Annotated in this window: 26 protein-coding genes; 7 read left to right on the top strand and 19 right to left on the bottom strand. The window is 72.1% G+C overall.

Annotated features, from left to right (window positions below):
• Positions 1 to 59: 59 nt before the first annotated feature.
• Complete coding sequence (gene pyk / locus NFU81_RS16895) at positions 60 to 1,478, top strand: pyruvate kinase (RefSeq protein WP_251490462.1); 1,419 nt, start codon at positions 60 to 62, stop codon at positions 1,476 to 1,478.
• Positions 1,479 to 1,550: 72 nt separating this feature from the next.
• Here the strand turns inward: pyk and NFU81_RS16890 are convergent, their stop codons facing one another.
• The 4 genes from NFU81_RS16890 to NFU81_RS16875 all read right to left on the bottom strand — a co-directional run bounded on the left by NFU81_RS16890 (position 1,551) and on the right by NFU81_RS16875 (position 5,773).
• Positions 1,551 to 2,852, bottom strand: coding sequence for a hydrogenase expression protein HypF (locus NFU81_RS16890; RefSeq protein WP_251490459.1), 1,302 nt, complete (start codon positions 2,850 to 2,852; stop codon positions 1,551 to 1,553).
• Positions 2,842 to 3,435, bottom strand: coding sequence for a DUF6114 domain-containing protein (locus NFU81_RS16885; protein WP_251490456.1), 594 nt, complete (start codon positions 3,433 to 3,435; stop codon positions 2,842 to 2,844). Before NFU81_RS16885 ends, NFU81_RS16890 begins: the two co-directional genes overlap by 11 nt.
• Positions 3,436 to 3,534: 99 nt before the next feature.
• A complete protein-coding gene (locus NFU81_RS16880) occupies positions 3,535 to 4,155 on the bottom strand; it encodes a DUF6230 family protein (RefSeq protein ID WP_251490454.1) in 621 nt (206 codons plus the stop codon).
• Positions 4,156 to 4,792: 637 nt separating this feature from the next.
• Complete coding sequence (locus NFU81_RS16875; protein ID WP_251490452.1) at positions 4,793 to 5,773, bottom strand: co-chaperone YbbN; 981 nt, start codon at positions 5,771 to 5,773, stop codon at positions 4,793 to 4,795.
• Positions 5,774 to 6,080: 307 nt separating this feature from the next.
• Here NFU81_RS16875 and NFU81_RS16870 point away from each other — a divergent pair, with 307 nt between their 5' ends.
• Positions 6,081 to 6,725, top strand: a complete 645-nt coding sequence (locus tag NFU81_RS16870; protein WP_251490450.1) for a TetR/AcrR family transcriptional regulator — start codon at positions 6,081 to 6,083, stop codon at positions 6,723 to 6,725.
• Here NFU81_RS16870 and NFU81_RS16865 read toward each other — a convergent pair.
• From NFU81_RS16865 to NFU81_RS16810, 12 genes are all read right to left on the bottom strand, one after another.
• Positions 6,713 to 6,937: a DUF397 domain-containing protein gene (locus tag NFU81_RS16865; RefSeq protein WP_274037857.1), complete on the bottom strand. Its 225-nt coding sequence runs from the start codon at positions 6,935 to 6,937 to the stop codon at positions 6,713 to 6,715. The two genes, NFU81_RS16870 and NFU81_RS16865, sit on opposite strands and share 13 nt — an antisense overlap.
• Positions 6,938 to 7,039: 102 nt before the next feature.
• Entirely contained in the window at positions 7,040 to 8,740 is a 1,701-nt protein-coding gene (locus tag NFU81_RS16860; protein ID WP_251490449.1) for a coenzyme B12-dependent isobutyryl-CoA mutase large subunit, read from the bottom strand.
• Between the two features lie 71 nt (positions 8,741 to 8,811).
• On the bottom strand, positions 8,812 to 9,153 hold the full coding sequence (locus NFU81_RS16855; RefSeq protein WP_251490447.1) for a DUF3817 domain-containing protein: 342 nt from the start codon (positions 9,151 to 9,153) through the stop codon (positions 8,812 to 8,814).
• 156 nt (positions 9,154 to 9,309) lie between these two features.
• Positions 9,310 to 9,819, bottom strand: a complete 510-nt coding sequence (locus tag NFU81_RS16850) for a MarR family winged helix-turn-helix transcriptional regulator (protein WP_251490445.1) — start codon at positions 9,817 to 9,819, stop codon at positions 9,310 to 9,312.
• A 46-nt stretch (positions 9,820 to 9,865) separates the two neighbouring features.
• Entirely contained in the window at positions 9,866 to 11,137 is a 1,272-nt protein-coding gene (locus NFU81_RS16845) for a L,D-transpeptidase (protein ID WP_251490443.1), read from the bottom strand.
• Between the two features lie 17 nt (positions 11,138 to 11,154).
• Positions 11,155 to 11,976: a hypothetical protein gene (locus tag NFU81_RS16840; RefSeq protein ID WP_251490441.1), complete on the bottom strand. Its 822-nt coding sequence runs from the start codon at positions 11,974 to 11,976 to the stop codon at positions 11,155 to 11,157.
• Positions 11,969 to 12,529 (bottom strand): SigE family RNA polymerase sigma factor, encoded by a 561-nt coding sequence (locus NFU81_RS16835; protein ID WP_251490439.1) that lies wholly within the window; start codon positions 12,527 to 12,529, stop codon positions 11,969 to 11,971. The genes NFU81_RS16840 and NFU81_RS16835 overlap by 8 nt, the downstream gene beginning before the upstream one ends.
• Positions 12,530 to 12,638: 109 nt before the next feature.
• The gene (locus tag NFU81_RS16830; protein ID WP_251490436.1) at positions 12,639 to 13,121 is read right to left on the bottom strand and encodes a MarR family winged helix-turn-helix transcriptional regulator; all 483 of its coding nucleotides are present in this window, start codon (positions 13,119 to 13,121) and stop codon (positions 12,639 to 12,641) included.
• A 76-nt stretch (positions 13,122 to 13,197) separates the two neighbouring features.
• On the bottom strand, positions 13,198 to 13,911 hold the full coding sequence (locus NFU81_RS16825) for an AIM24 family protein (protein WP_251490433.1): 714 nt from the start codon (positions 13,909 to 13,911) through the stop codon (positions 13,198 to 13,200).
• Positions 13,908 to 14,558, bottom strand: a complete 651-nt coding sequence (locus tag NFU81_RS16820; RefSeq protein WP_251490430.1) for an AIM24 family protein — start codon at positions 14,556 to 14,558, stop codon at positions 13,908 to 13,910. Before NFU81_RS16820 ends, NFU81_RS16825 begins: the two co-directional genes overlap by 4 nt.
• A complete protein-coding gene (locus NFU81_RS16815) occupies positions 14,559 to 15,191 on the bottom strand; it encodes an AIM24 family protein (protein ID WP_251490568.1) in 633 nt (210 codons plus the stop codon).
• A 9-nt stretch (positions 15,192 to 15,200) separates the two neighbouring features.
• Positions 15,201 to 16,016 (bottom strand): DUF2127 domain-containing protein, encoded by an 816-nt coding sequence (locus NFU81_RS16810; protein WP_251490427.1) that lies wholly within the window; start codon positions 16,014 to 16,016, stop codon positions 15,201 to 15,203.
• Between the two features lie 179 nt (positions 16,017 to 16,195).
• Here NFU81_RS16810 and NFU81_RS16805 point away from each other — a divergent pair, with 179 nt between their 5' ends.
• Positions 16,196 to 16,540 (top strand): DUF3817 domain-containing protein, encoded by a 345-nt coding sequence (locus tag NFU81_RS16805; RefSeq protein ID WP_251490424.1) that lies wholly within the window; start codon positions 16,196 to 16,198, stop codon positions 16,538 to 16,540.
• Positions 16,537 to 16,830, top strand: coding sequence for an MTH1187 family thiamine-binding protein (locus NFU81_RS16800; protein WP_251490421.1), 294 nt, complete (start codon positions 16,537 to 16,539; stop codon positions 16,828 to 16,830). Before NFU81_RS16805 ends, NFU81_RS16800 begins: the two co-directional genes overlap by 4 nt.
• Before the next feature lie 115 nt (positions 16,831 to 16,945).
• On the opposite strand, the gene NFU81_RS16795 is transcribed toward NFU81_RS16800, so the two are convergent.
• Complete coding sequence (locus NFU81_RS16795) at positions 16,946 to 17,932, bottom strand: ArsR/SmtB family transcription factor (RefSeq protein WP_251490565.1); 987 nt, start codon at positions 17,930 to 17,932, stop codon at positions 16,946 to 16,948.
• Positions 17,933 to 18,067: 135 nt separating this feature from the next.
• Between NFU81_RS16795 and NFU81_RS16790 the strand changes: the two genes are divergently transcribed.
• On the top strand, positions 18,068 to 19,324 hold the full coding sequence (locus NFU81_RS16790) for an MFS transporter (protein ID WP_251490417.1): 1,257 nt from the start codon (positions 18,068 to 18,070) through the stop codon (positions 19,322 to 19,324).
• A 92-nt stretch (positions 19,325 to 19,416) separates the two neighbouring features.
• On the opposite strand, the gene NFU81_RS16785 is transcribed toward NFU81_RS16790, so the two are convergent.
• On the bottom strand, positions 19,417 to 20,595 hold the full coding sequence (locus tag NFU81_RS16785) for a lipid II:glycine glycyltransferase FemX (protein ID WP_251490414.1): 1,179 nt from the start codon (positions 20,593 to 20,595) through the stop codon (positions 19,417 to 19,419).
• Positions 20,596 to 21,050: 455 nt separating this feature from the next.
• On the opposite strand from NFU81_RS16785, the gene murJ reads away from it, so the two are divergent.
• Positions 21,051 to 22,586, top strand: a complete 1,536-nt coding sequence (gene murJ / locus NFU81_RS16780) for a murein biosynthesis integral membrane protein MurJ (protein ID WP_251490562.1) — start codon at positions 21,051 to 21,053, stop codon at positions 22,584 to 22,586.
• Positions 22,587 to 22,645: 59 nt separating this feature from the next.
• On the top strand, positions 22,646 to 23,041 hold the full coding sequence (locus NFU81_RS40835) for an FAD-dependent monooxygenase (RefSeq protein ID WP_422665216.1): 396 nt from the start codon (positions 22,646 to 22,648) through the stop codon (positions 23,039 to 23,041).
• Positions 23,042 to 23,056: 15 nt separating this feature from the next.
• Here NFU81_RS40835 and NFU81_RS16770 read toward each other — a convergent pair whose 3' ends face one another.
• Positions 23,057 to 23,626 carry a DinB family protein gene (locus NFU81_RS16770; protein WP_251490411.1) on the bottom strand — a complete coding sequence of 190 codons (570 nt, stop codon included), beginning with the start codon at positions 23,624 to 23,626 and terminating at the stop codon, positions 23,057 to 23,059.
• Between the last annotated feature and the right edge of the window lie 4 nt (positions 23,627 to 23,630).

The following is a 23,630-nucleotide window of genomic DNA, read 5'->3' as shown; positions in this document are numbered from 1 at the left end:
GCAGCCGCGCGAACCCCCAGGAATATTCCGCAGCGGAACAAACCGATAGGATAGCGCCCATGCGCCGAGCCAAGATCGTCTGTACCCTGGGTCCCGCCGTTGACTCCTACGACCAGTTGAAGACACTGGTGGAGGCCGGCATGAACGTGGCCCGCCTGAATTTCAGCCACGGCAGCCACGCCGAGCACGAGGACCGCTACCAGCGGGTGCGCAAGGTGGCCGAGGAGACCGGCAGGGCCGTCGGCGTACTCGCCGACCTGCAGGGTCCCAAGATCCGTCTGGGCAAGTTCGCCGACGGTCCCGTGGAGCTGGTGGCCGGTGACGAGTTCACCATCACCACCGAGGACGTCGCCGGCGACAAGACCATCTGCGGCACGACGTACAAGGGCCTGCCCGGCGACGTCTCCCAGGGCGACCCGATCCTGATCAACGACGGCAACGTGGCGCTGCGCGTCATCGAGGTCGAAGGCCCGCGGGTGCGGGCGCTGGTGGTCGAGGGCGGCGTCATCTCCGACCACAAGGGCATCAACCTGCCGGGCGCCGCGGTGAACGTGCCCGCGCTGTCCGACAAGGACATCGACGACCTGCGGTTCGCGCTGCGGATGGGCGTCGACATGGTGGCGCTGTCCTTCGTGCGCGACGCCAAGGACGTCCGCGACGTCCACCGGGTGATGGACGAGGAGGGCCGCAGGGTCCCGGTCATCGCCAAGGTGGAGAAGCCGCAGGCGGTGCGCAACATGGAGGACGTCGTCATGGCGTTCGACGCCGTGATGGTGGCCCGCGGCGACCTGGCGGTGGAGTACCCGCTGGAGCAGGTGCCGGTCGTGCAGAAGCGGCTGGTCGAGATGTGCCGGCGCAACGCCAAGCCGGTGATCGTGGCGACCCAGATGATGGAGTCGATGATCACCAACTCCCGGCCCACCCGCGCCGAGGCCTCCGACGTGGCCAACGCGATCCTGGACGGCGCCGACGCGGTCATGCTGTCCGCGGAGTCCTCGGTCGGCAAGTACCCGATCGAGACGGTCAAGACGATGGCCCGCATCGTCGAGGCCGCCGAGGAGGAGCTGCTGTGCCGCGGCCTCCAGCCGCTGGCCCCCGGCAAGAAGCCGCGCACCCAGGGCGGCGCCGTCGCCCGCGCCGCGGCCGAGCTGGCCGACTTCCTCGACGCCAAGACCCTGGTGGCCTTCACCAAGTCCGGCGACACCGCCCGCCGGCTGGCCCGCTACCGCGTCCCTGAGCCTGTGGTGGCCTTCACCACCGACCCGTCGACCCGCAACTACCTCGCCCTCACCTGGGGCGTCGAGGCGTTCGTGGTCGAGCACGTCGACAACACCGACGACATGGTCAAGATCGTCGACCGCGAGATGCTGAAGCTGTCGGAGTACGCGAAGGGCGACACCGTCATCATCACCGCGGGCTCCCCGCCCGGCGTGGCCGGCTCCACCAACCTGGTCCGCGTCCACCACCTGGGCGACTGACCCCTGTTCCACCCGCACAGCGAAGCCGCCCGCCCCCTCAGCAGGGGGCGGGCGGCTTCGTGTGCGCGGGGGTCAGGAGGACTGGCCCGGGAGGACCTTCATGCCGGGGACCGTGAGGTCGCCGCCGAACTGGCCGGCCTGGATGACCGTCACGTTGGTGAAGAAGAGCACCGGGACGGTCAGGGGCGGGGGGAACTTCGGGGTGAAGGTGATCGGCACCGCGCCGAGCAGGTTGCCGCTGAGGGACTCGGTGTACATCGTCACCGTGCCGTTGCGGATCGTGGAGGTGGAGCCGGACCGGGCGGTGACGTGGGTCTTGGTGCCGTTCGGGCCGTCCACGATCTGGTGCAGGTCGCCGATGTCCACGCCGGTGGCGGTGAACTTCAGGACGTCCTTGATCGTGCCGCTGTACGTCTTCACCTGCACGATGCCGTCGTACTTCAGGCCGTAAAGCGTCAGCAGCGAGGACTTCAGGATCCACGGGGCGTCAGGCAGCAGGGGTATGCCCTGCTCGGTCTTGGCGTCCGCGAGGGCCTGCGCGTCGGTGGTGGGGCAGGGGTAGCCCTGCTCGCCGCTCGTCGAGGCCGCGGGGGGCGCCGTGGCGGCGTCCGTGAGGCTCTTGGTGGCATTCTCGGCGCCGTCCACCGTGTTCTTGGCGGTGTCCTTGACCGTGTCCTTCACCGCGTCCGTGGTGCCCTTGACGGTGTCCGTGACGGTCTTCGTCGCGCCGTCGACCGTGGACTTCACCGGGTCGGCCGCAGGGGCCGTGGTGGTCGTCGGGGCGGGCGTGGGGGCCTGGGTGGTCGGTGCCGCGGAAGGCGTCGAGGACCCGGACGAGCCCCCGCCCAGCAGGCCGCCCAGCAGGCCGCCGAGACCCAGCGGGTCGAGCGGGTTGGTGGTCTTGGTCGCGCTCGGGCTCGGGCTGGCGCTCGGGGCCGTCTGCGGCTGCGACTGGGTGGCCGGCTTGGTGTCCGCGGGGCTCGGCGACGTCGACGGCTCGGGTGCGGCCGGGCTGCTCGACGGCTTCGGCGTCGCGCTCGGGCTGGTCGTCGCCTCGGGCTTCGGCTTGTCGGCCGTCTTGGCCTTGTCCGCGGTCTTGGCCTTGTCCGTCGCGGACGGCGCCGGGGTGTCCGGCTGCGTCACGCAGGGACCCGGCTTGAACGGGCTCTTGGGCAGCGGGTCGGCTTGCGCCAGGTGCGGGGTGAAGCCCATGCCCATCAGCACCGCGGTCGGCATGGCGGCGAGCGCCACCGCCTTGCCCGCGGGCATGTGGAGCTTGGTCAGCAGGGACTTGCGCGGGGCCGCGTGCCGCGGTCCTGACGCCGTCCTGCCCTGCCCGTCGCTGTCGGCCGGCTGAGCCTCGTCACCCAGCACGGTGCCTCCCGTTCTCCTCGGTGGTCTCTTCGTCGGCCCGCGCACCGGCGTGCACCGGCTCGGGCTGCGTGAACGGGTCCGCGGAGACCGCGGGGCCGGTGGGGGTGGGCCAGTCGGTGTCCAGCCCGTCGCCCTGCGGCCGCGGGTCGCCGTCGGGCAGCTCCGCCTTCTCACCCGGCAGGTCCGGTGCCGGGGTGCCGGGCGCCCAGGCGACAGCCATGCCGCCGCCGACGATGGCCAGCAGGAAGCCGCCGATGCCCCCGAGATTGGTCATCGGGAGGGACACCAGGCCGAGCAGGATGCTCGCGACCCCGGCGAAGACGCGAACCGCGCTCTGGTACCACATGGTCAGGCCGAGCACGCCCAGCAGAACACCGATGATCAGTGCGCCGGCGCCCGCGGTGGTGCCCACCCGGATGGCCAGCTGACCGAAGGTCACGTTGTTGTACGGCAGGTACCCGATCGGGATACCGCCCAGGATGGTCAGCAGCCCCGCCCAGAACGGACGCTGCCACCGCCAGTGCCGGAACGTGACACGGCCGCGGCGGAGGTGGGCACTCAGCCCTGTCGACTCGGCACTCATGGAAAACAGCTCCCTGGAACTGGCGGTACAGAAGAGATTGGCCGGGGCCATGGGCGAGCCGCGCCCCGCGCGGCTCGCCCAGAGCGGCTCAGACCGTGCCTAGTAGCACTCGGCCTTCTTGCCCATGTGCAGACGCAGGCTCAGGCCGGAGAGCTTGAACGTGCCCGCACTGGTGCCCCACGCCGTCTGCTTGACGCCCGTCAGGTAGGCCTCGTCGGCCTCCTGCGCGAAGGAGTCCCCCTTGGTGGTCGCCTTGTTGTCGATCCCAGGACCCTTGGTCATGGAACCGGCCGCGACACCGATGTTGATGTTCTTGAACGTCGCGTCGGCGTCGAGCTGGTCGAGGTCGATGTAGAGGTTGTGCGCCTTGACCTTGTGCTTCGGGTCGTTGCCCGCCTCCAGCCTCAGCGTCACGTCACCGATCGGCGTCGGGATGACGACCGACTGGCACAGACCGGTGATGGTGGCGTCGGTGAACGCCGACACCGCGACCGGCACGGGACCCTTGCCGCTCGGCACGTCGAGCGCGCCGTACTGCTCGAAGCCGTAACCGTGCAGGGTCTCCGCGGTCACCTTGAACTGCTGGCCCGACACGCTGAACGACGCGGCGAGCGCGCCCTGAGCCAGCGCCACGCCTATCGCGGCGGTGGCCGCAACGCTCGGCACCATGACGACGGCGAACCGGCGCCATCTGGTACCGCCACGAACGAGCGATTCCATGTTTCCTCCTTCTCGGACGTACATCTCCGGCCGGGAGTTCGGGTCCTGGCCTGGGATGGGAGAAGTGCTACGTCCTCGGGAAGGAGAGCGCCGGGTCGGGCGAGGCCGTCCCTCCGGGAGGGAGCCCCTGCGGGTCCCTGCGGAGTCCGGACGGCGATGTCCGAGACGTCGGCGATCACCCCCGAGCGACAACCACTGGCCACGCTCTCGCGCAACCTGCTGGACAGGCTCCATCCGGTTCCATCGCTTGGACGGAGACCCCCCTGTCCCGGAGACGCGGCGGTTGCCGCGCACTCCCGCTCGGCGGGGACCCGTGGGCCGAGGCGCCGACTGGCTGCCGGGGACTGGCTACGGACCGAGCTTGGCCGATCGTGGTCCATTCGCGGCCCGGACACAAGGGGCTCGTTACCAGCGAGTAACGGATGAGCGTCGCAGGGAGTATCGCCACAGGGAGTGATCTCACACCGTGTAGCGGAATCACGGGTGGGGAAGTCCGGCATATATGACCATCGGCCGGCAAATCAGGGCCGACGTCTCACCGGGGGTGACGGCGACCGCCCATTGTCACGGTTTGATAAAGAGCGGTCGCCGTATCGCTAAATCTCTGCGCATCGGGGCAACGAGAGCCGCCGTGCCGTCAGAACAGCACCCTCGCCAGCGCCGTGCGCGCGGCCACCACCCGGGGGTCGTCGGGGCCGATGACCTCGAACAGTTCGAGCAGCCGCACCCGTACGGTGTCGCGGTCGTCGCCGAAGGTGCGGCGGACGGTGTCCACAAGACGGCCGAACGCGTCCTCGACGTGACCGCCGACCAGGTCGAGGTCCGCCGCGGCGAGCTGCGCCTGCACGTCATCCGGCGCGCCGGCCGCGGCGGTACGGGCGGACTGCGGGTCGACACCCTGGACCCGGTCGAGCAGTTCGGCCTGCGCCAGGCCCAACTTGGCCTCGGCGTTGGCCGGCTCGTCGGCCAGCACGTTGCGGTACGCGCGGATGGCGCCGGCCAGGTCGCCGGCGTCCAGCGCGTCGTGCGCGGCGGTCAGCGCCAGCTCCTGCGGGGTGGGCGGGCGCGGCGGGGCGGGCTCCTGCGGCTCCGCGGGGGCGGCGCCCGGCTCGACCTCCTGGCCGACGATGCCGAAGCGCTGTTCGGCGACCGCGATCAACTGGTCGAGGACCTCGGTGATCTGGTCCTCGGGCGCCAGGCCCTGGAAGAGCGGCATCGCCTGCCCGCCCAGCACCGCGAAGACCGCGGGCACGCCCTGCACGCCGAACTGCTGGAAGAGCAGCTGGTTGGCGTACACCTCGGCGGTGGCCAGGACGAACCGGCCGCGGTACTCACCGGCGAGCCGTTCCAGCACCGTGTTGAGCTGCTTGCTCTGCTCGGCCTGGTCGGCCCAGAAGCTGATGACGACCGGGACCTCGGCGGAGCGCTGCAGGACATCGCTCTCGAAGGTCGCCTCGGTCACCTCGATGACGAGCGGGGAAGCGGTGGTGGCGTCGGCGTCGGCTCCGGCTTCCTGCCGCTGCGCCCTGGCCTGCTCGGCCTTCGCCTTGGCCTCACCGGCCGCCTTCACCGCGGCGAGGTCGACCACGCCGCTCATGGACATGTTCCGTGGCTGCATGAGGCAATCCTCCCCCCTTCGGGACCCGAACGTGTACAGACCCCGGATCGGAGCCGGCCTCCCCGCCGGATTGCGGGTCGCCGACCACCCTCCCGGGTACGTCTGCGGTGCCGCGCGGGGCTGCCCGCGCTCGTCGTGCTGCTGCGGTGGTACGAATCCCCATCCGTACCGGCGTGGTTGCCGCTGGGTGCCGCATCAAGTTTCGCTACGAGCCGTAGCGTAACTGGGCCGGTGCCGCGGGCGCGGCGGCACACGCTGTGATACCGCTCACTCGTCACGCTGATTACCGGCCGGTATGGTCCGGCCTATGTGCTCCTCCCCCACCGCCAAACGCACCGGACGCCCGCGAAGTGCCGACGCGGACCGTGCGATCCTCGCGGCCACCAGGGCCGCGCTGGCGGAGCAGGGCTGGGGCAGGCTCACCCTGGGCGACGTCGCTGCGCGCGCCGGGGTCGCCAAGACCACCCTCTACCGGCGCTGGGCGGGCAAGAACGAGCTGGTCGTCGACGCGGTGGCCGCGCTGTTCGAGGAGCAGCTGGAACTGCCCGACCTGGGCAGCCTCCAGGCCGACATCCAGGGCGTGGTGCTGCGCTTCGCCGAGCTGCTCAACCGCCCGGAGACCAGGACGGCGCTGATGGCGGTGATCGCCGAGGCCGCGCACGACGACGCGCTGCGGCTGCGTATCCGCGAGGCGATCGTGGACCGGCAGAAGCACCTGGTGGTGCTGGGCAGGAAACGCGCGCAGCAGCGCGGCGAGATCCCGCCGGAGGACGGCGCCGCGGACAGCGCCGCGGGACCCGCGCGGGACAACCTGATCTTCGACGTGGTCGCCGGTGCGGTGGTGCACCGGGTCATGGTCAGCTCCGAGCCGGTCGACGAGGAGTGGGCGGGCCGGCTCGCCGTGCTCCTCGTCGTCGGTCTCGCCGGTCTGCACACCGCTCAGGACCTGTGAGCCGCGCCACAGGTCTGCTGAGCGGCGGCCTCCCCTCCGGCCACACCCACCGTCTCGGCCACTTCGGCAACGAAGTGGTCGAACTCCCCCGCCATGACGCCCTTGACGAACGCCTCCCATTTCGCCGCGGTGGTCACGGCCACCACGTCCGGCTGCTCTGACTCCCTGATGTAGACCATCCCGTCGTCGCCGACGGTCGCTTCGAGGGCCACACACGTCCTTTCCTGGAGAGCGGGTCGGTCGGCGACGAATCTACCGAGCGGCGCCGCGGCCAGGTCAGCGCCGGAGGGGCGGACGGAGGGACGCGGGGGCGCTCAGAAGCGGGCGGGCTCGGTGTATGTGCCCCACTCCTCGCGCAGTGCGCCGCAGATCTCACCGAGGGTGGCCTCGGACCGCACCGCGTCCAGCATCGGCTCGATCATGTTGCCGCCGGAGCGTGCCGCGGCCAGTATCGCGTCGAGTCCGCGGCGCACCGCCGCGTCGTCACGGGCCGCCTTGCGGCCGGCCAGCAGCTGCACCTGGTCGCGCTCCACCTCGTGGCCGACCCGCAGGATCTCCAGGTCGCCGGTGACCGAGCCGTGGTGGCAGTTGACGCCGACGACCCGCTTGTCGCCCTTCTCCAGCGCGCGCTGGTACTGGAAGGCGGACTCGGCGATCTCGCCGGTGAAGTAGCCGTCCTCGATGCCGCGCAGGATGCCGGAGGTGATCGGGCCGACCGGGTGCTCTCCGCTGGGCACCGCCCGGGCGCCCAGCTCCCTGATCTTCTCGAAGACCTTCTCCGCGTCCTGCTCGATCCGGTCGGTCAGCGCCTCGACGTACCAGGAGCCGCCGAGCGGGTCGGCGACGTTGGCCACCCCGGTCTCCTCCATCAGCACCTGCTGGGTGCGCAGCGCGATCTCGGCGGCCTGCTCGCTGGGCAGCGCCAGCGTCTCGTCCAGCGCGTTGGTGTGCAGCGAGTTCGTCCCGCCGAGCACCGCGGACAGCGCCTCCACCGCGGTACGCACCACGTTGTTGTACGGCTGCTGCGCGGTCAGCGAGACCCCGGCGGTCTGGGTGTGGAAGCGCAGCCACTGCGCCTTGTCCGAGGTGGCCCCGTAGACGTCCCGCATCCAGCGCGCCCAGATCCGGCGGGCGGCGCGGAATTTGGCGATCTCCTCGAAGAAGTCCAGGTGCGCGTCGAAGAAGAAGGACAGACCGGGCGCGAACGCGTTGACGTCCAGCCCGCGGCTCAGCCCCAGCTCCACGTAGCCGAAGCCGTCGGCCAGGGTGTACGCCAGCTCCTGCGCCGCTGTCGCGCCCGCCTCGCGGATGTGGTAGCCGGAGACCGACAGCGGCTTGTACGCCGGGATCGCCGCGGCGCAGTGCTCCATCAGGTCGCCGATCAGCCGCAGGTGCGGCTCCGGCTCGAAGAGCCACTCCTTCTGCGCGATGTACTCCTTGAAGATGTCGGTCTGGAGCGTGCCGTTGAGCACCCCGGGGTCGACGCCCTGCCGCTCGGCGGCGACCAGGTACATGCAGAAGACCGGGACGGCGGGTCCCGAGATGGTCATGGAGGTGGTGACGTCGCCCAGCGGGATGTCGCGGAAGAGGACCTCCATGTCGGCGGCCGAGTCGATCGCCACCCCGCAGTGCCCGACCTCGCCGAGCGAGCGCGGGTCGTCGGAGTCGCGGCCCATCAGGGTGGGCATGTCGAATGCCACGGACAGTCCGCCGCCGCCGTTGGCCAGGATGGTGCGGTAGCGCTCGTTGGTCTGCTCGGCGTTGCCGAACCCGGCGAACTGCCGGATCGTCCAGGTCCTGCCCCGGTAGCCGGTCGCGTGCAGACCCCGGGTGAAGGGGTACTCGCCCGGCCAGCCGATCCGCTCGAAGCCCGGCACGTCGGTGCCTGGCGGTGGTCCGTACACCGGCTCCACCGGGTCACCGGAGAGCGTGCTGAAGTCGGCGTCCCGCCGGCGGGCTGCGTCGTACCGGGCCTGCCAGCGCCGGCGGCCATTCTCGATCCCGGAAGCGTCCATACCTACGAATTTACTAGGACGTCCAAGTAAATGTCGATGCGGAACGGCTCACCATCCGGGTGAGCCGTGTCCTAGACGCTGACCGGTTCCGCCGGCTCGGGCGCGACGATCTTGCCGGAGAGCTCCCGGGTGACCCGGCGCTCCACGAAGAATGCCGCGGTGGGCACGGTCCCGGCCAGCAGGACCCAGGCCATCCGGCCGATCGGCCACTTCGCCTTGGAGCACAGGTCGAAGGCGAAGACCAGGTAGACGACGTACAGCCAGCCGTGGGCGAAGCCGATCACCGTGGTGGCGGTGCCCGCGCCGCTGATGTCGAGGCCGTACTTGCCGATGACGGCGAGGGTGAGCGCGACCAGCAGGACGCCGGTCACATAGGCCATCACCCTGTACCGGGTCAGCACGCTTTGTTTCATGCCAGGCAGCCTAACCGGTACGTTTCGGGCCCCGGATCTCGCCCCTCCTCCGGGGCGTCAGGCCCCTTAGCCCCCGCCCCTTGCCTGTCGGTCTTCCTGCTCCCACCCTCCGCGGACGGCCTCGTACCTCGGCCGGCCACTGCGGGAGCTCGGGCGTCAGCCCTCCTCGAAGTCCCCCGCCGCTATCCGCAGCGGACGCAGCAAGGCGAAGATCTCGCCGCACTCCTCGGCGTCGTAGACGCCCAGGCCGAAGTCCATCGCCATCAGGTCACGGGTCGCGGACTCGACGATCTCGCGGCCCTTGGCGGTGATCGAGGCCAGGGTGCCGCGGCCGTCGTTGGGGTTGGGGCGCTTGTCGACCAGGCCGGACGCGACCAGCCGGTCGACGGTGTTGGTGACCGAGGTGGGGTGCACCATGAGGCGTTCGCCGATCTTGGACATCGGCAGCTCGCCGGCCTTGGAGAAGGTGAGCAGCACCAGCGCCTCGTAGCGCGCGAAGGTCAGCCCGTACGGCTTGACCACCGCGTCCACCTGGCCGAGCAGGATCTGCTGGGCGCGCATGATCGAGGTGATCGCGCCCATCGACGGGACTCCGCCCCAGCGCCGGCTCCACAGGTCGTCGGCGCGGGCGATCGGGTCGAAGGGCAGGCTCAGGGGCTTTGACACGGCCCCGAGCCTACCCGCCGGTCACATATCGGGACCAGGTGTCTCGTCAGGCGAGCGCACTGAGCGCGTGCCACTGGTCCGCGCTGAGGTTCCAGTCGCCGTACCCGTTGCCCTTGTCGACCACCGCCCGGGCCGAACCCGAGGCGATGACCAGGTCACCGCGGGTGGCCCGGTCGAAGAACCACTTGGCGTCGGGGTCGCTCAGCCCGATGCAGCCGTGGCTCTTGTTCTGCACGCCCATCCAGCGGTCGTTCCAGGGCGCCGCGTGCACGAATGTGCCCGAGGAGGTGATGCGGACCGCGTTGTTGACGTCCTCGTCGTAGAAGTCGGCCGCGTCCTTGTCGGTGGCGATGCCGACCGAGGCCGACGTCATGCGGACCTTGGACTGCTTGGTCATCACGACCATCTTGCCGTTCCAGGTGGGGTAGTCGGCGCTGCCCGCGGAGATCTTGAAGTTCTTGACCGTGCGGCCGTTCTCGGTGACCCGCATGGTGTGGCCCGCGAGGTCCGCGTAGGAGATCCGGGCGGTGCCGATGCTGAAGGCGTCGTGGATGTCCCGGCGCAGGAAGCGGCCGCCGCCGGTGTCGATACCGCTGAGCTTCGCCGTCAGCGTGACCTTGGTGCCGGACGGCCAGTAGGCGTCGGGGCGCCAGTCGACCCGCTGGATGCCGGTCAGCGGGTCGGTGAGCCAGCCCCAGCTGCCCTTGACGGCGGGGGTGGTGCTGAGCGTCAGTGCCTTCTCGACGGCCGCCTTGTCGGTGACGGGGACGTCGAAGGCCAGCGAGACCGGCAGGCCGACGCCGACGACGTCGTTGTTGAGCGGGGTCGGGGTGACGCCGTTGACCTTGGCGGCGGTGGCCGTCCTGAAGGTGCTGGTGGTCGTCGACTGCTTGCCCGCGGCGTCGGTCGCGCTGACGGTGACGGTGTACGAGGTGCCGGGGGTCATGGTGCGGTCCGAGGTCCAGGTGCGGGCCGTCTGGTCGAGGGCGCCGCTGACCGGGACCGGGTCGACGCCGTCGGAGGCCTTGCCCTTGGGGGTGACGGTGACGGTGCCCAGGGTGCCGTCGGCGACGGTGACCTTGACCGGGGTGCCGGGGGCGACGTCCTTGCCCGCGGCCGGGGTCACGGTGACGTGCGGGCCTGCGGCGGTCGGCGCGGTGGTGCCGGCGCCGCCCTTGCCGGGCGGCGAGTCGCCGCCGCCCGCGCTGTCGTGGCCGCCGCAGGCGGCGGCGCCGAGCACGAGGGCCAGCAGGACGGCGGGCAGGGTGAGCGCCCGGGAACGGGGACGGGGACGGCGGGGACTGCGTATGAGGTGCACGACGGTTCGTTTCCTTGTCAGCAGTTGTCGGAGGTACGGGCGCCACCGGAACCGGTGGCCAGGGTCTCGGTGGCAGGCGCGCCGGACGTCAGGCGGTGCAGCGAGGTGTCGATGCACTTCGCGATGCCGGTGCCCTCGAACTGCACCTGCGGGTCGTCCTGCACGGTCACCAGCAGGACGGCGACGTAGCGGCCCTGGCTCTCCACCCATGCCGTTACCCCGGGCAGCGACTTCGATGCGCCGGAAAAACGCAGGGGTGTGTCGGAGGATGACGGGGTGTCGGGGGATGACGGGGCCGAGATCCCGCACGCGGCCCGCATCCGCGTCAGCAGGGCGCCGGCCTGCGCGACGGCGGTGGTGGTGTCGGCGAAGGCCAGCAACCGGTATTGCGCGAGCGCCGAGGTGAGCTGGGAGGTGTACGTACGGTCCGCCTCCGCCTCGGGGGCCGCCGCCGGCTCCACGACGCAGGACGGCAGGAAGTGCGCGGCTTTGAGCGGCGTCACCACCGACCACTGCCACTTGACGCCGTACGGCAGCGAGGCCGCGGGCAGCAGTGCCGCCTCGATCCGCGCGGGCAGGGTGCCGGCCGGCGGATCGGGGACGGAGGTCGCGGTGCCGGCCGGGGTCGCCGCGCGGGTGCCGGTGCCGTCCAGCCGGGGCAGCAGCTGCCAGCCGCCGACGGTGAGGGCGAGCGCGGCGGTCACCGACGCGGCGGCGGCCCTGCGGCGTGCCCTGCGCCGCTCGCCGCGGATACGGGCGGCCTGCGGCCCGGCGAGGACGACCAGGGGTTCGGCGTCGCGGGCGAGGTCCCGGAGCCGGTCGTCCAGCTCGTCAGCCATGGAGGGGCACCTCTCCGGTGAGTCGCCGTCCACGGACGGCAGGTTCGGGGTCTGCGGGCTCGGGTTCTTCCCTGAGCCGGGCGCCGAGTGCCTTGCGGCCCCGGCTCAGCCGGGTTCTGACCGCGGCGGGCGACACCCCGGTCTCCCGGGCGATCTCCTCGACGGGCAGGTCGAGCAGATGGTGCATCACGACGGCGGTGCGCTGGTCCTCGCCCAGCCCGCGCAGCGCCGCGACCAGCGCGACGCGGTCCGGGGCCAGGTCCGGTGCATCCGGCGGCGGGCCGTGCCGGAAGTGGGCGCGCATGCGGTTGCGCGCCTTGCGCCAGGTGCTCACGGCCAGGCGCAGGGCGACGGTCCTGACCCACGGGGTCGGGTCGCCCTCGGCGGTCAGCGCGGGCCAGCGCAGCCAGGCGCGCGCGTAGGCCTCCTGGACGGCGTCCTCCGCCTCGCCGAGGTCGCCCGTCACGGCGAACACTACGGCGACCATTCTTCGCGCTGTTGCGGCGTAGAAGTCATCGAAGTCCGCGGAGCGTTCCGCGGGTTCCGGGTTCATGTACGTTGCCCTCCCGCTACTTACACGCGTGCGGGCGCCCTTTTGTGACACGCGGTTCTTCACCGGCGTGCCCAGGGGGAAGGCGTGCCCTCCGCGCGCGGGCGCGGGCTCAGCGGGAGCGGGCCTCGCGCAGGTGCGCGGCCACCGGGGTGAGGGCCTGGCGGTAGGCGGCGAGGTCCTGCGGGGCGATGAGGTCGATGAAGTGCTCGCGCACGGACGCGACGTGGCGCGGGGCGACCTGGCGCATCGTCTCCCACCCCTGCTCGGTCAGCACCGCGTACAGCCCGCGCCGGTCGGACTCGCAGTTCTCCCGCCGGACGAATCCGGCGGCCTCCATGCGGGTGATCTGGTGCGAGAGCCGGCTCTTGGACTGCAGCGTCGACTTGGCGAGGTCGCTCATCCGCATGCGGTGGTCCTCGGCCTCGGAGAGGTTGACGAGGATCTCGTAGTCGTTGTTGGTCAGGCCGAAGGGCTGCAGGTCACGCTCCAGCTGATACATGAGCAGCCGGCTGACGTCGAGGTGGATGCGCCAGGCGCGCTGCTCTTCCTCGGTGAGCCAGGTGGCGGCGCTTTCGGCGGTCTCGGTGGTCATACCGGGAATTCTACCGTCCGTTGAATTACGGATGATCGCCAGGGTAGCGGCGCGGTCACCGTACGCAGCGGCGATCTCATACGCCCGCACCCGGCACCCCGGGTCCCGCGGTGGCCGGGACGCCCCCGGTGTCGGTGGCGCCCATCAGCTCCTCGGTGGACTGCAGCAGCACCTGGCCCGACCCGGTGAACTCGAACTGGTGCTCCTCGCCCGACGCGCCGCCGATACCGGTGAGCGCCCTGATGCCGCCCAGGACGCCGCGCAGGTAGGCGTGGTCGTAGTGGTGGCACGGGCTCGGGCAGTCGGCCCAGCCGACGAGGGCCTGCGGGTCGACCCGGATCGGCGGCTCCACGAAGTGCACGGCACCGTTGGAGGCGGCGACGAACTTGCCGGTGCCGATCAGGGTGAGGAAGCCCGGGATGATCGACTGCTTGAGCGCGAGGCCCGGCTGGAAGGCCAGCAGGTTGCCGGAGCGGATGGTGAGGTTGCCGTCGTCGAGGTCGTAGGAGTTGATGTCGTACGCGCGGTCGGCGAGCAGCATCTTGCCGCGGCCCTGGGCGACGACCCAGGCGGTGGCGTGCAGCGGGGAGTGGAAGTTCGCGGCGACGAGGTGGTCGAGCGGGCCGTGCCCGATGGCGTGGAAGTCGACCTGCCCGTAGTAGGCGATCATCTTCCCCTTCTGCAGGAACCACTGGCCGTCGAGGTCGACGCAGAAGGCGTACGGGTTGACGTTGTCGTTGACGGGCAGCGTGTGCGGGTCGTGGACGACCGGGCCTTCCGGGTGGGTCACAGCTTCTCCTCCGAGGCCTGCACGTAGACCGTGCCCTGGCCGCTGAGTTCGAGTTGGAAGGCCTCGCCCGAGCCGCGGCCGACCATCTCGCGCCAGCCGACGGCGGGGGCGAGCTTGTTGCGCAGGTCGCCGCGGTGGGCGACGTAGGCCTGCGGGTCGACGTGGACGGGGCGGCCGGGGGTGACGGGGAGTTCGAAGACGCCGCCGTGCGCCATGAAGGCGACCGAGCCCTTGCCCTGCAAGGTGGTGGTGAACAGGCCCTGGCCGGTGACCTGGCCGCGTATCACGCCCATCACACCGCCCTGCGACCCCATGAACATCGTGCCCTGGGCGAGCGACCCGTCGAAGGCGAGCAGCCGGTCGGCCTCGACGTAGAGGGTCTCGCCGCTGAGGTCGACGGTGTGGATGTGGTGGCCGCCGTGACCGAACATCACCAGGCCGTCGCCGTCCACGGTCATCAGCGGGGTCGCCTCGTTCGCGACCCGGCGGCCGATCATCGACATCACCCCGCCCTGCCCGCCGACGATGCTGGGGGTGAAGGTGACGGCGCCGCGGTAGGCGAGCATGGCGCCGCGCTGGCTGAACATCCGCTGCCCGGGCACGATCCGCGCCTCGACCAGCTTGGAGTTGATCCGGGTGAAGGCCATCTAGATCTGCCCCCCGATGGTGTTGCGCTCGCTGGGCTGGACGTAGACCAGCCCCTCGCCCTCGAAGTGGATCTGGAAGCTCTCGCCCGAGCCCTCGCCTATCAGGGTGCGCAGGCCGACCGAGGAGCGCAGCTGCTGGCGCAGGTCGCCGGTGTGGGCGACGTAGGCGCCGGGGTCGACGACCAGCGGGGTGCCCTGCGTCACCCGCAGCACGATGGCCGGGCCGTCGGACATGATCGCGGCCTGGCCGGTGCCCTCCACGGTGGTGGTGAACAGGCCGTTGCCCTGCGAGGCGCCGCGCAGCCCGGTGAAGCTGGTGCCGGTGCGCAGCGCGGGCTCGGTGACCAGCAGGTTGCTCGCCTCGACGTGCAGCTTGTCCCCGGTGAGGCGGACGAGGTTGATCTCGGTGGCCCGGTCGGCGAACCAGCAGGTGCCGCGGCCCCTGACCTCCATCACCGCCATGGCCTCACCGGTGATCCGCCGGGTCACCAGGCCGCGCAGGCCCTCGCCGCCGCCGGTCATCTTCTTGAACGTCATCTCGCCGTCGTAGGCGACCATGGCGCCCTTCTTGGCCTTGACCGCCTCGCCGTCCAGGTCGACGGCCAGCACCCTGCTGCTCTGGAGCCGGAAGATCGCCACGGCTCAGCCGCTGTCGGCCGCGGTACGGGGGCGTACCGGCAGCGGTTCGAGCGGTTCGCCGTTCTCCCCCGCGGCCTCCTTGACCTCCAGGAGCGAGGCGCTGCGCCGCTCGGCCTCGAAGGCCTTGTGGCCGCCGCGCAGGCCGAACAGCCGCTTGCCGAGCAGGATGTAGAGGACGGCCAGCACGTTGAGCGCGAGGGTGCCGATCTTGAAGTAGCTGATCTTCTCGGTCAGCTCGTAGACCTCGAGGGGGAGGAAGGCGGCGGTGGCGACGACCGTCAGGTACTCGGCCCAGCGCTTGGCCCACCACAGCCCGAAGCCCTCGATGATCTCGATCAGCGCGTAGCCGAGCAGGGCCGCGGCGACGATCTGCAGGGTGGACTTCTTGTAGTCGAAGGTCTTGCGGATGGTGTCGACGACCGGCGAGTGGTCCAGGTCGTAGTGGAAGTGCTCGGCGAACGGCTTGAAGGCGGTGAGGTCGTCCTCGAAGAGCTTGCGGACCGCGTCCTGCGAGTTGCTGAACTTCCACACCGCCCAGGCGGCGACGACGATCAGCAGTCCGCGCAGGATCCGCTCGATCGCCAGGAAGCGCAGGATGAACAGGTCGCGCAGCGCCCGCCCGCGCGGCACCAGGGGCGCCCGGTCGGCGGGTCCCGAACCGTGCGGCTCGCCCAGCACGAAGTCGCCGCAGCGCAGGCAGCGCCAGACCTCGCCGACCGCGGTGCTCGCGTGCAACCGGCTGCGCAGCCGCAGCTCGTCGGGCGCGTAGGTGATGTGACCCTTGCGGGAGCAGTGCCTGCGGTCCCAGTCGATGCTCATCGTGTCCCGGTCCCCGTTGAGTATGTACAGATGTCGTGGACATGGACGCTATCGCCCGCCGGACGGTTTCCTACCCCCGGGGCAGGTCATCGATACGGGGCGGTGATAATGGAGGAGTCCTTGTGATCGCGTTCACAAGACCCCGGACCGTGACGACAGCCCTGACAGTGAGGTTTCCCGTGGACCTGAAGACCGCCGGCGCTCTGCGCAGGCTACGCCTGATCTCCGCCCCGGAGGCGGTCTCGTTCCTGCTCCTGCTGGTCTGCTCGGTGCTCAAGCGCACCACGGACTTCAACGCGGTGCCCGTGATGGGCATGGTGCACGGCGTGCTGTTCATCGGCTACGTCGTGCTGTGGGCGCTGGCCTGGAACCGCGCCAGGTGGGGCTTCGGCCGGGCGGCGCTGCTGTTCGTGCTGTCGGTCCTGCCGACCGGCGGCTTCTTCGCCGAGCGCACGCTGGCCCGGGAGTGCGAGGCCGTGGTCGTCGCCGCCCGGGCGGACGCGCAGCAGGCGGTCGGCGCATGATCGTCGCCTTCTCGATCACCCCGCTGGGCGTCGGCGAGGAGGTCGGCGAGTACGTCGCCGACGCGGTGCGGGTGGTGCGCGAGTCGGGGCTGCCGAACCGCACCGACGCGATGTTCACCTCCGTCGAGGGCGACTGGGACGAGGTGATGGACGTGGTGAAGCGGGCGGTCGCCGCGGTCGAGGCGCGGGCGCCGCGGGTGTCGCTGGTCCTCAAGGCGGATCTGCGGCCCGGTGTCACGGACGGCCTGGAGTCGAAGGTCGCCACCGTGGAGCGTTATCTGGCCGGTTGAGGTCCGTTTCCGGACATCCTGCCGTAGCACGGCGGTCACGGTTTCGTCACGTGCGGATCCGCTGCGGACGGCAGGCGGACGACGCCGATCCGTCTGCGAAGCCGGCTGCGGAGCGTCACAGCGGCCCGCCGGTGGCCAGCGCGATGCCCAGCGCGGTGCGCTCGTAGAGCACCTGGTGCCCGTAGCGGCGGGACGTGAGCAGGCCCGCGTCGCGCAGCACCGCGAGGTGGGCGGAGACAGACGACATCGCCATGACGTGCCGGTGCGCCAGCGCCGTGGTGGTGCTGGGGGCGTCCAGGCCGCTGAGGATCGCGGCCCGGTTGGCGCCGAGCAGCCGCACCAGGGTCGCGGACGCGGTCGGGCCGCCGGGCGCCCACAGGCCGCCGATGCCGCGGGCCGGGTAGACCACCAGCGGCTGCCAGGGCGGGTCGAAGGCACTGCCCGCCTCGGGCCAGAAGAAGACGCTGGGCACCAGCACCAGGCCGCGCCCGCCGGGCTCGGGCAGCGGCCCCATGGCGCCCGCGGTGGTCAGCGCACCCTCCGACCAGTGCAGTTTCGGATGCAGTCCGGTGAAGAGCCGCTGCATGCCGCCGTCGGCGAGCCGCCTGGCGTGGTAGGCCACGTCTGCCTCCAGCACCGCGCGCAGCCGCGGCCAGTGCGGCGCCAGCAGCGCGGCCCACACGTGCTCGTACAGCCCCGCCAGCTGCCGTACGGTGCCCGCCGGGTCGGCCAGCATGGCGCGGCCCCTGCGGGTGTCGGCGGCGCCGGGGGTCTGGGCCAGGGCCGCGGCGATCTGCCGCCTGGCGACGTCGGGCGGGGTGGCCCTGACGACGTCCAGCTCCTCGTCGAGACCGGCCAGCGGCGCCTCGGGGATGGGCTGCAGAAAGTCGGGGCCGTAGCCGTGCTCGGGGGCCAGCAGCCACAGCGGGGCGAGGTCGAGGTCGGCCGCGGCGGCCCTGACCTGGCGCAGCCAGGGCAGGTGGTGGCCGTGCCGGTCGGGGCGCGACAGCGTGCGCACCGCCCCCTGCGCCTCACGCAGCGGCGATATCGCGAAACGGCACCTCAGCAGGTCCTCAGCCGCAAAACGCATGCGAAGCGACATCATGACCCCCAAGATTCGGCTGCACGCGAAAGACTACACGTGGGGTCCCTGTGGCTCCAGGGTGATGGCATGACAACGGACAGCGAGCACCCTCCGCGTGGTGTCAGCCCCGCTTCGCCGGCCGGAGAAGACCACGTGAAGGACTCGGAGAACGCCACCACCACCCCCGGCGGCGACAGCGGCACCCCTATTGGATACGGTGCCGTATTTTCCGTTCGCGAATTCCGACCCATTTTCGCCGCCCATGTGCTGTCCCTGCTCGGCGGCGTCCTCGCCGAGGTCGCGCTCGCCGTTCTGATCTTCGCCGAGACCGGCTCCGCTGTTCTGTCGGCCCTGGTATTCGCACTGACATATCTGCCCTATGCACTGAGCGGTCTGCTGCTGTCCGGTATCGCCGACCGCTATCCGTCCCGCAGGGTCCTGGTGAGCTGCGACGTGCTGTCCGGCGGCTGCGTGGCCGCGATGGCGATACCCGGGGCGCCGGTGGTGCTGCTGTTCGCACTGCGGGTCGCCGTCTCCCTGATCGCCCCGCTGTTCACCGGCACCCGTGCGGCGAGCCTTGCCGACATCCTGGAGGGCGAGCGCTACGTCCTGGGCCGTTCCCTGGTGCGGATCGTGGCGCAGGGCTCGCAGATCGCCGGCTTCGGCCTCGGCGGCCTGGTCCTGGTGTGGCTGACGCCGCGCTCGGCGCTGCTGCTGACCGCCTGTACGTTCGCCGGGTCCGCGCTGCTGCTGCGGTTCGGCACCGCGGACCGCCCGGCCCGGGTGACCGGCAGCGGGCGGCTGATGCGGGAGTCGATCGCCTCCGCGGGCCGGCTGATGGCCGACCCGCGGATCAGGGCGCTGCTGCTGATGTGGTGGGTGCCCCCGATGTTCTTCATCGTCGCCGAGGGGCTGGCGGCGCCCTTCGCCAAGGCCGCGGGGATCGGCACGGTCGGCTTCGGCCTCTTTCTGGCGGCGATGCCCGCGGGCACCGCGGTCAGCGAGGTGCTGGCCGGCACGCTGCTCTCGCCCGCGGCCAGGGACCGTATCGTGCTGCCGCTCGCCGGGATCTCGCTGCTGCCGCTGATCCTCTTCGCCGTCGACCCCTCGCTGCCGCTGGCGCTGGTGCTGCTGGTGCTGACCGGGCTGTGCGCGGCCTACGCGCTGGGCATGGACCGCTGGTTCGTCGACGACGTGCCCGACCATATGCGGGGGCAGGCCATGTCGCTGCTCGGCGCCGGTCTGATGACCCTGCAGGGCCTGGGCATCACCGTCGGTGGCGCCCTCGCGGAATGGGCGCCGCCCTACGCGGTCATCGCGGGCTCCGGGGTCGCCGGCACCCTGAGCGTGCTGCTGGTGCTGCGGTCGGTGCGGCGCACCAGGGCGGTGCCCGCGGCGCTCGCGGCCTGAGGGCGGTACTCCGCCGCCCGGCGTCACCTGCCCGCCGCCCGGCGTCACCTGCCCGGCGCGGGGGCGTCACCTGCCGGGCGCGGGGGGCGGATTCAGCGCCGGGTCAGGTACGTGTGCATCGCCCGGTGCAGCGCCTTGTTCACGGCGCCCTGGAGCGGCAGCTCCCACTCCCCCACGGTCTCCACGGCCTCGCCGCCCGTACCGAGCTTCCAGCGCAGCAGCCCGTGCGAGCGCGCCGCCGGGTCCAGGTCGTCGGGCACCCCGCGCATGTCGTAGACCGCGGCGCCCGCCGTCTGCGCGTCGCACAGCATGCGCCACTGCAGGGCGTTGCTCGGCCGCACCTCGCGGCGGTGGTCGGCGGACGCGCCGGTCTGGTACCAGACGCGGTTGCCGTCGGGCGCGGTCAGCAGGGTGTGCGCGGCCAGCAGTTCGCCCTGGTGGCGGGCGGTGTACAGGCGCATGCGGCCCGGCTGCTCGGCGTTCAGCTCGGCATACTGCCGCTGGTAGTAGCCCAGGTCGCGGCCCAGGTCGAAGCCGTCGCGGCGCTCGGTGATCCGCAGCAGCTCGTGGAAGGCCGGCAGCGTCTGCGGCCCCTCGACGCCGGTCCACACACCGGACTTGGCGGCCTTCTTGATGTTGCGCCGCCACTCCTGGTTCAGGCCGGTCCACAGGTCGTCCAGGCCGCGACCGGCCAGCGGCACCTCGAACACCAGCCGGGGCTGCGCGTCGCCGCCCTGCCCGTCCTCGCCGCACCGCCGCCAGCCCGACTCGCGCAGCCGGTCGGCGACCGCGGCGCCCAGCGGCTCCACCATGTCGGGCAGCACGTCGCCGACCCTGCGCCCCGGCCCTGTCGCGTCCTTGAGGGTCCGCGCCGACCACCTGCGGTACGCCAGCGGCGGCCCCATCCGTACGGCGAAGGCGCCGGTGCCCGCGAGGTGCGCGAGCAACGGGTCGAGCCAGCGCTCCAGTTGCGGGTCCGCCCAGTCCACGCCCGGGCCTTCCGGCAGGTACGCGAAGAAGCGGCGGACGCCGGGCGGGCGGCGGTAGAGCACCAGCGCGGAGCCGACCAGCCGGTGGTCCGCGTCGAACCAGCCCAGCGACTCCGCCCGCCAGCCGGTCTTGACCCTGGCCCAGGACGGGGTCTGCAGGAAGCTGGCGGTGTGCGGGCCGGGGCGCCGCAGGAAGGCGGCGTGCACGTCGGCGGGTATCGGGCGCAGCACCAGCTCCGCGCGCTGCCCCGCCGGGGCCTGCGGGCGATGGTGGGTGGTCATCGTCAAGGCGTCGTCCTCCGCGTATGCGGCGGTCCCGGGCGGCCCGCTCACATGTAACACGCGCGTACTCCCAGGTATGTGACAGAGACTTTCCCGACATCGCGCGGGGCTTCGGCCCCGGACGCGGGTGCGCCAGACTTGCCCCACCGGGGCGCGGGTCGTCACCGACCCGAGGGGGCTGTTCCGGTCCGTGCCGGACCACCCGCCGGTGGCGGGCCGGTCGCGCGGTTCCCCGCGCCCCTGGAACTCACCCTCTGCGGCAGGGCCGGGCTCTGAGGGAGGCGGGGGGAACCGCGCGACCGGCCATGGCGTCGCTGGAGACGCCGCAGCACCGCAAGGGGCGGCATCCCGGGGCGCGGGCGGACAGGAACGGAGTGCAGCAGGTGACGACAGCCGCGGCCCGCAGGGGCAGACGGGCGCATGCGAGGCCTTCGCTGCGGCGCAGCGGCACGCTGATGGTGGCGGGCTCGCTGGCGTCGCGGGCGACGGGGTTCCTGCGGCTCGCGGTGATCACCGCCGCGGTCGGCACCGCGGCCACCGGCGACGCCTTCGGCGTCGCCAACACCGTGCCGAACATCATCTACGCCCTGGTGATCGGCGGCGCCCTGCAGTCCGTGTTCGTCCCCGAACTGGTGCGGGCGGCCAAGGAGCACCCCGACGGCGGGCGGGTGTACACCGACCGCCTGCTGACCCTGTGCGCGGTCGGGCTCGTGCTGGTGACCGTGCTCGCGGTGGCGGCGGCGCCGCTGCTGGTGTCGGCGTACGCCCCGGACTTCAGCGGCGGGCAGCGCGACCTGACGGTGACGCTGGCCCGCTACTGCCTGCCGCAGATCCTCTGCTACGGCGTCTTCACGCTGCTCGGCCAGGTGCTGGGCGCCCGCGACCGGTTCGGCGCGATGATGTGGACGCCGGTGCTCAACAACCTCGTCGTCATCGCGGTCTTCGGCCTCTACCTCGGCACCGCCCGCGGCGGCATCGACGACCGGGACGCGATGGTGCTCGGCCTCGGCAGCACCGCGGGCATCGCGGTCCAGGCGCTCGGCCTGCTGCCCTCGCTGCGCGCCGCCGGCTTCCGCTGGCACCCGCGGTTCGACTGGCGCGGCGCCGGGCTGGCCCAGCCGGTGCGCGCCGCGGTCTGGACGCTGCTGCTGGTGCTGGTCAACCAGGCCGCGTACTGGGTCGTCACCCGGCTGTCCACGTCCGCGGGGCAGCACGCGCTGGCCGCGGGGCACCACGCGGGCGTCGGCTATGCCGCGTACAGCAACGCGTACAGCCTGTGGGTCGTCCCGCAGGGCATCGTCACCGTCTCGCTGGTCACCGCGCTGCTGCCGCGGATGAGCCGGGCCGCCGCCGACGGCGACCACGCGGCGATCGGCGCCGACCTGACCCGCGGCCTGAACACGTCCGGCACCGCCGTCGTACCCGCGGTGCTGGCCTTCGTCACCCTCGCCCCGCAGATCACCGGCGTCGTCTTCCAGCACGGCGCCACCACCGACGCGGACGCCGCCGCCATCGGCTGGATGCTCACCGCCTTCGCGCTCGGCCTGCCCGCCTTCGCGGGCCAGTACCTGCTGGCCCGCGGCTTCTACGCGCTCGGCGACACGCGGACGCCGTTCTTCCTCAACGTGCTGATCGCCGGCGTCAACGCCACGCTGGCCGCGGCCTCCTACCTGCTGCTGCCGGCCCGCTGGGCGGTCACCGGCATGGCGGCCGGCTACGCGGTGGCCTGCACGGCGGGGCTGCTGGCGACGTCCGCGCTGCTGCGCCGCCGGCTGGCGTGGCGGCCGCGGGTGCTGGGGCACCACCTGCGGCTGCTGGCCGCCTTCCTGCCGGGTGCCGCGCTCTCGCTGCTCGCCGCGCACTACTGCGCCGGGCGCTTCGGTACGGCGCCGGCCGGCGATCTGGCGGGCCTGCTGCTGGGCGGTGCCGCGCTGCTGCTGCCGGCGGTGGTGCTGGCGCGGCCGCTGGGCCTGCGGTTCGGCCGCGGCTGATTTCCCGGTCACGTGGTGCACGCGCACCGCGTCCGTCCCGCGCGCCCGGGAGGCGGCCCGTGCCGGGCACGCCTGACGGGCATACGGCAGCGGGCGACGCTCCGGCGGACGGCCCGCCCTTCGGCGGCCTCGGCCCGAACCTGGGCGTGCACGACGCGTTCACCCTGGGCTGGAAGCTGGCCGCCGTCCTGCGCGGCCGGGCCATCGAGGACCTGCTCGACACCTACCACGCCGAGCGCCACCCGGCGGGGGCGTGGGTGCTGCACATCACGCAGGCCCAGCGCGCCCTGGCCCACCCGCAGCCCGGCCCGGACATCGTCGAGCTGCGGGAGGTCCTCACCGGGCTGCTGCGGCTGCCCGAGGCCAACAGGCACATGGCGGGCCTGATGTCCGGCCTGTCCCACCCCTGGCCGCTCGCCGAGGACGACCGCCGGGTCCCCGCACCCGGCGCCTGACGCGCCGCCCGGCCGCTACTGGCCCACCCTGCCGTCGACGCACTCGCGCAGCAGGTCCGCGTGGCCGCAGTGGCGGGCGTACTCCTCGACCCTGTGCACCAGCAGCTCGCGGACCGCGATCCCGTCCTTGCCCAGCTTCTCGCCCAGGTCCGGGTGCCCGGCCAGGGCCGCGTCGGTAGCGGCCTGCTCGCGCTCCAGGTCGGCGTGGGCGGCGTCGACCACAGCCTGCTCGGCGACGGCCCCGTCGAAGTCCGCGTCGCGCGCGCCGTACAGCTTCGGCAGCGGCTCGCCGTCGCGGATCCAGTTGTGCCAGTCGCGTTCCACCTCGGCGAGGTGCCGGAGCAGCCCGAGCAGCGACATCGTCGACGGCGGAACCGACCGGCGGGCCAGCTGCTCGGGGTCCAGGCCCTCGCACTTCATCCGCAGGGTCAACCGGTAGTTCGCCAGGAAGTCCTCAAGCGTGGCCAGTTCGCCGTCGGGGCTGTTCCCCTCGCTGTTGCGCGGGTCGTCCTCCGGGTCGGACCACATGTCGGGGTAGACGGTGGCCCGGGTCCATCGTGCGGGTTGATCGCTCATGCGCCCCATGCTG

The sequence above is a fragment of the Actinacidiphila cocklensis genome (assembly GCF_907177275.1).
GTDB classification, from domain to species: Bacteria; Actinomycetota; Actinomycetes; order Streptomycetales; family Streptomycetaceae; genus Actinacidiphila; species Actinacidiphila cocklensis.
This window is presented reverse-complemented; position numbering and strand designations above follow the sequence as displayed.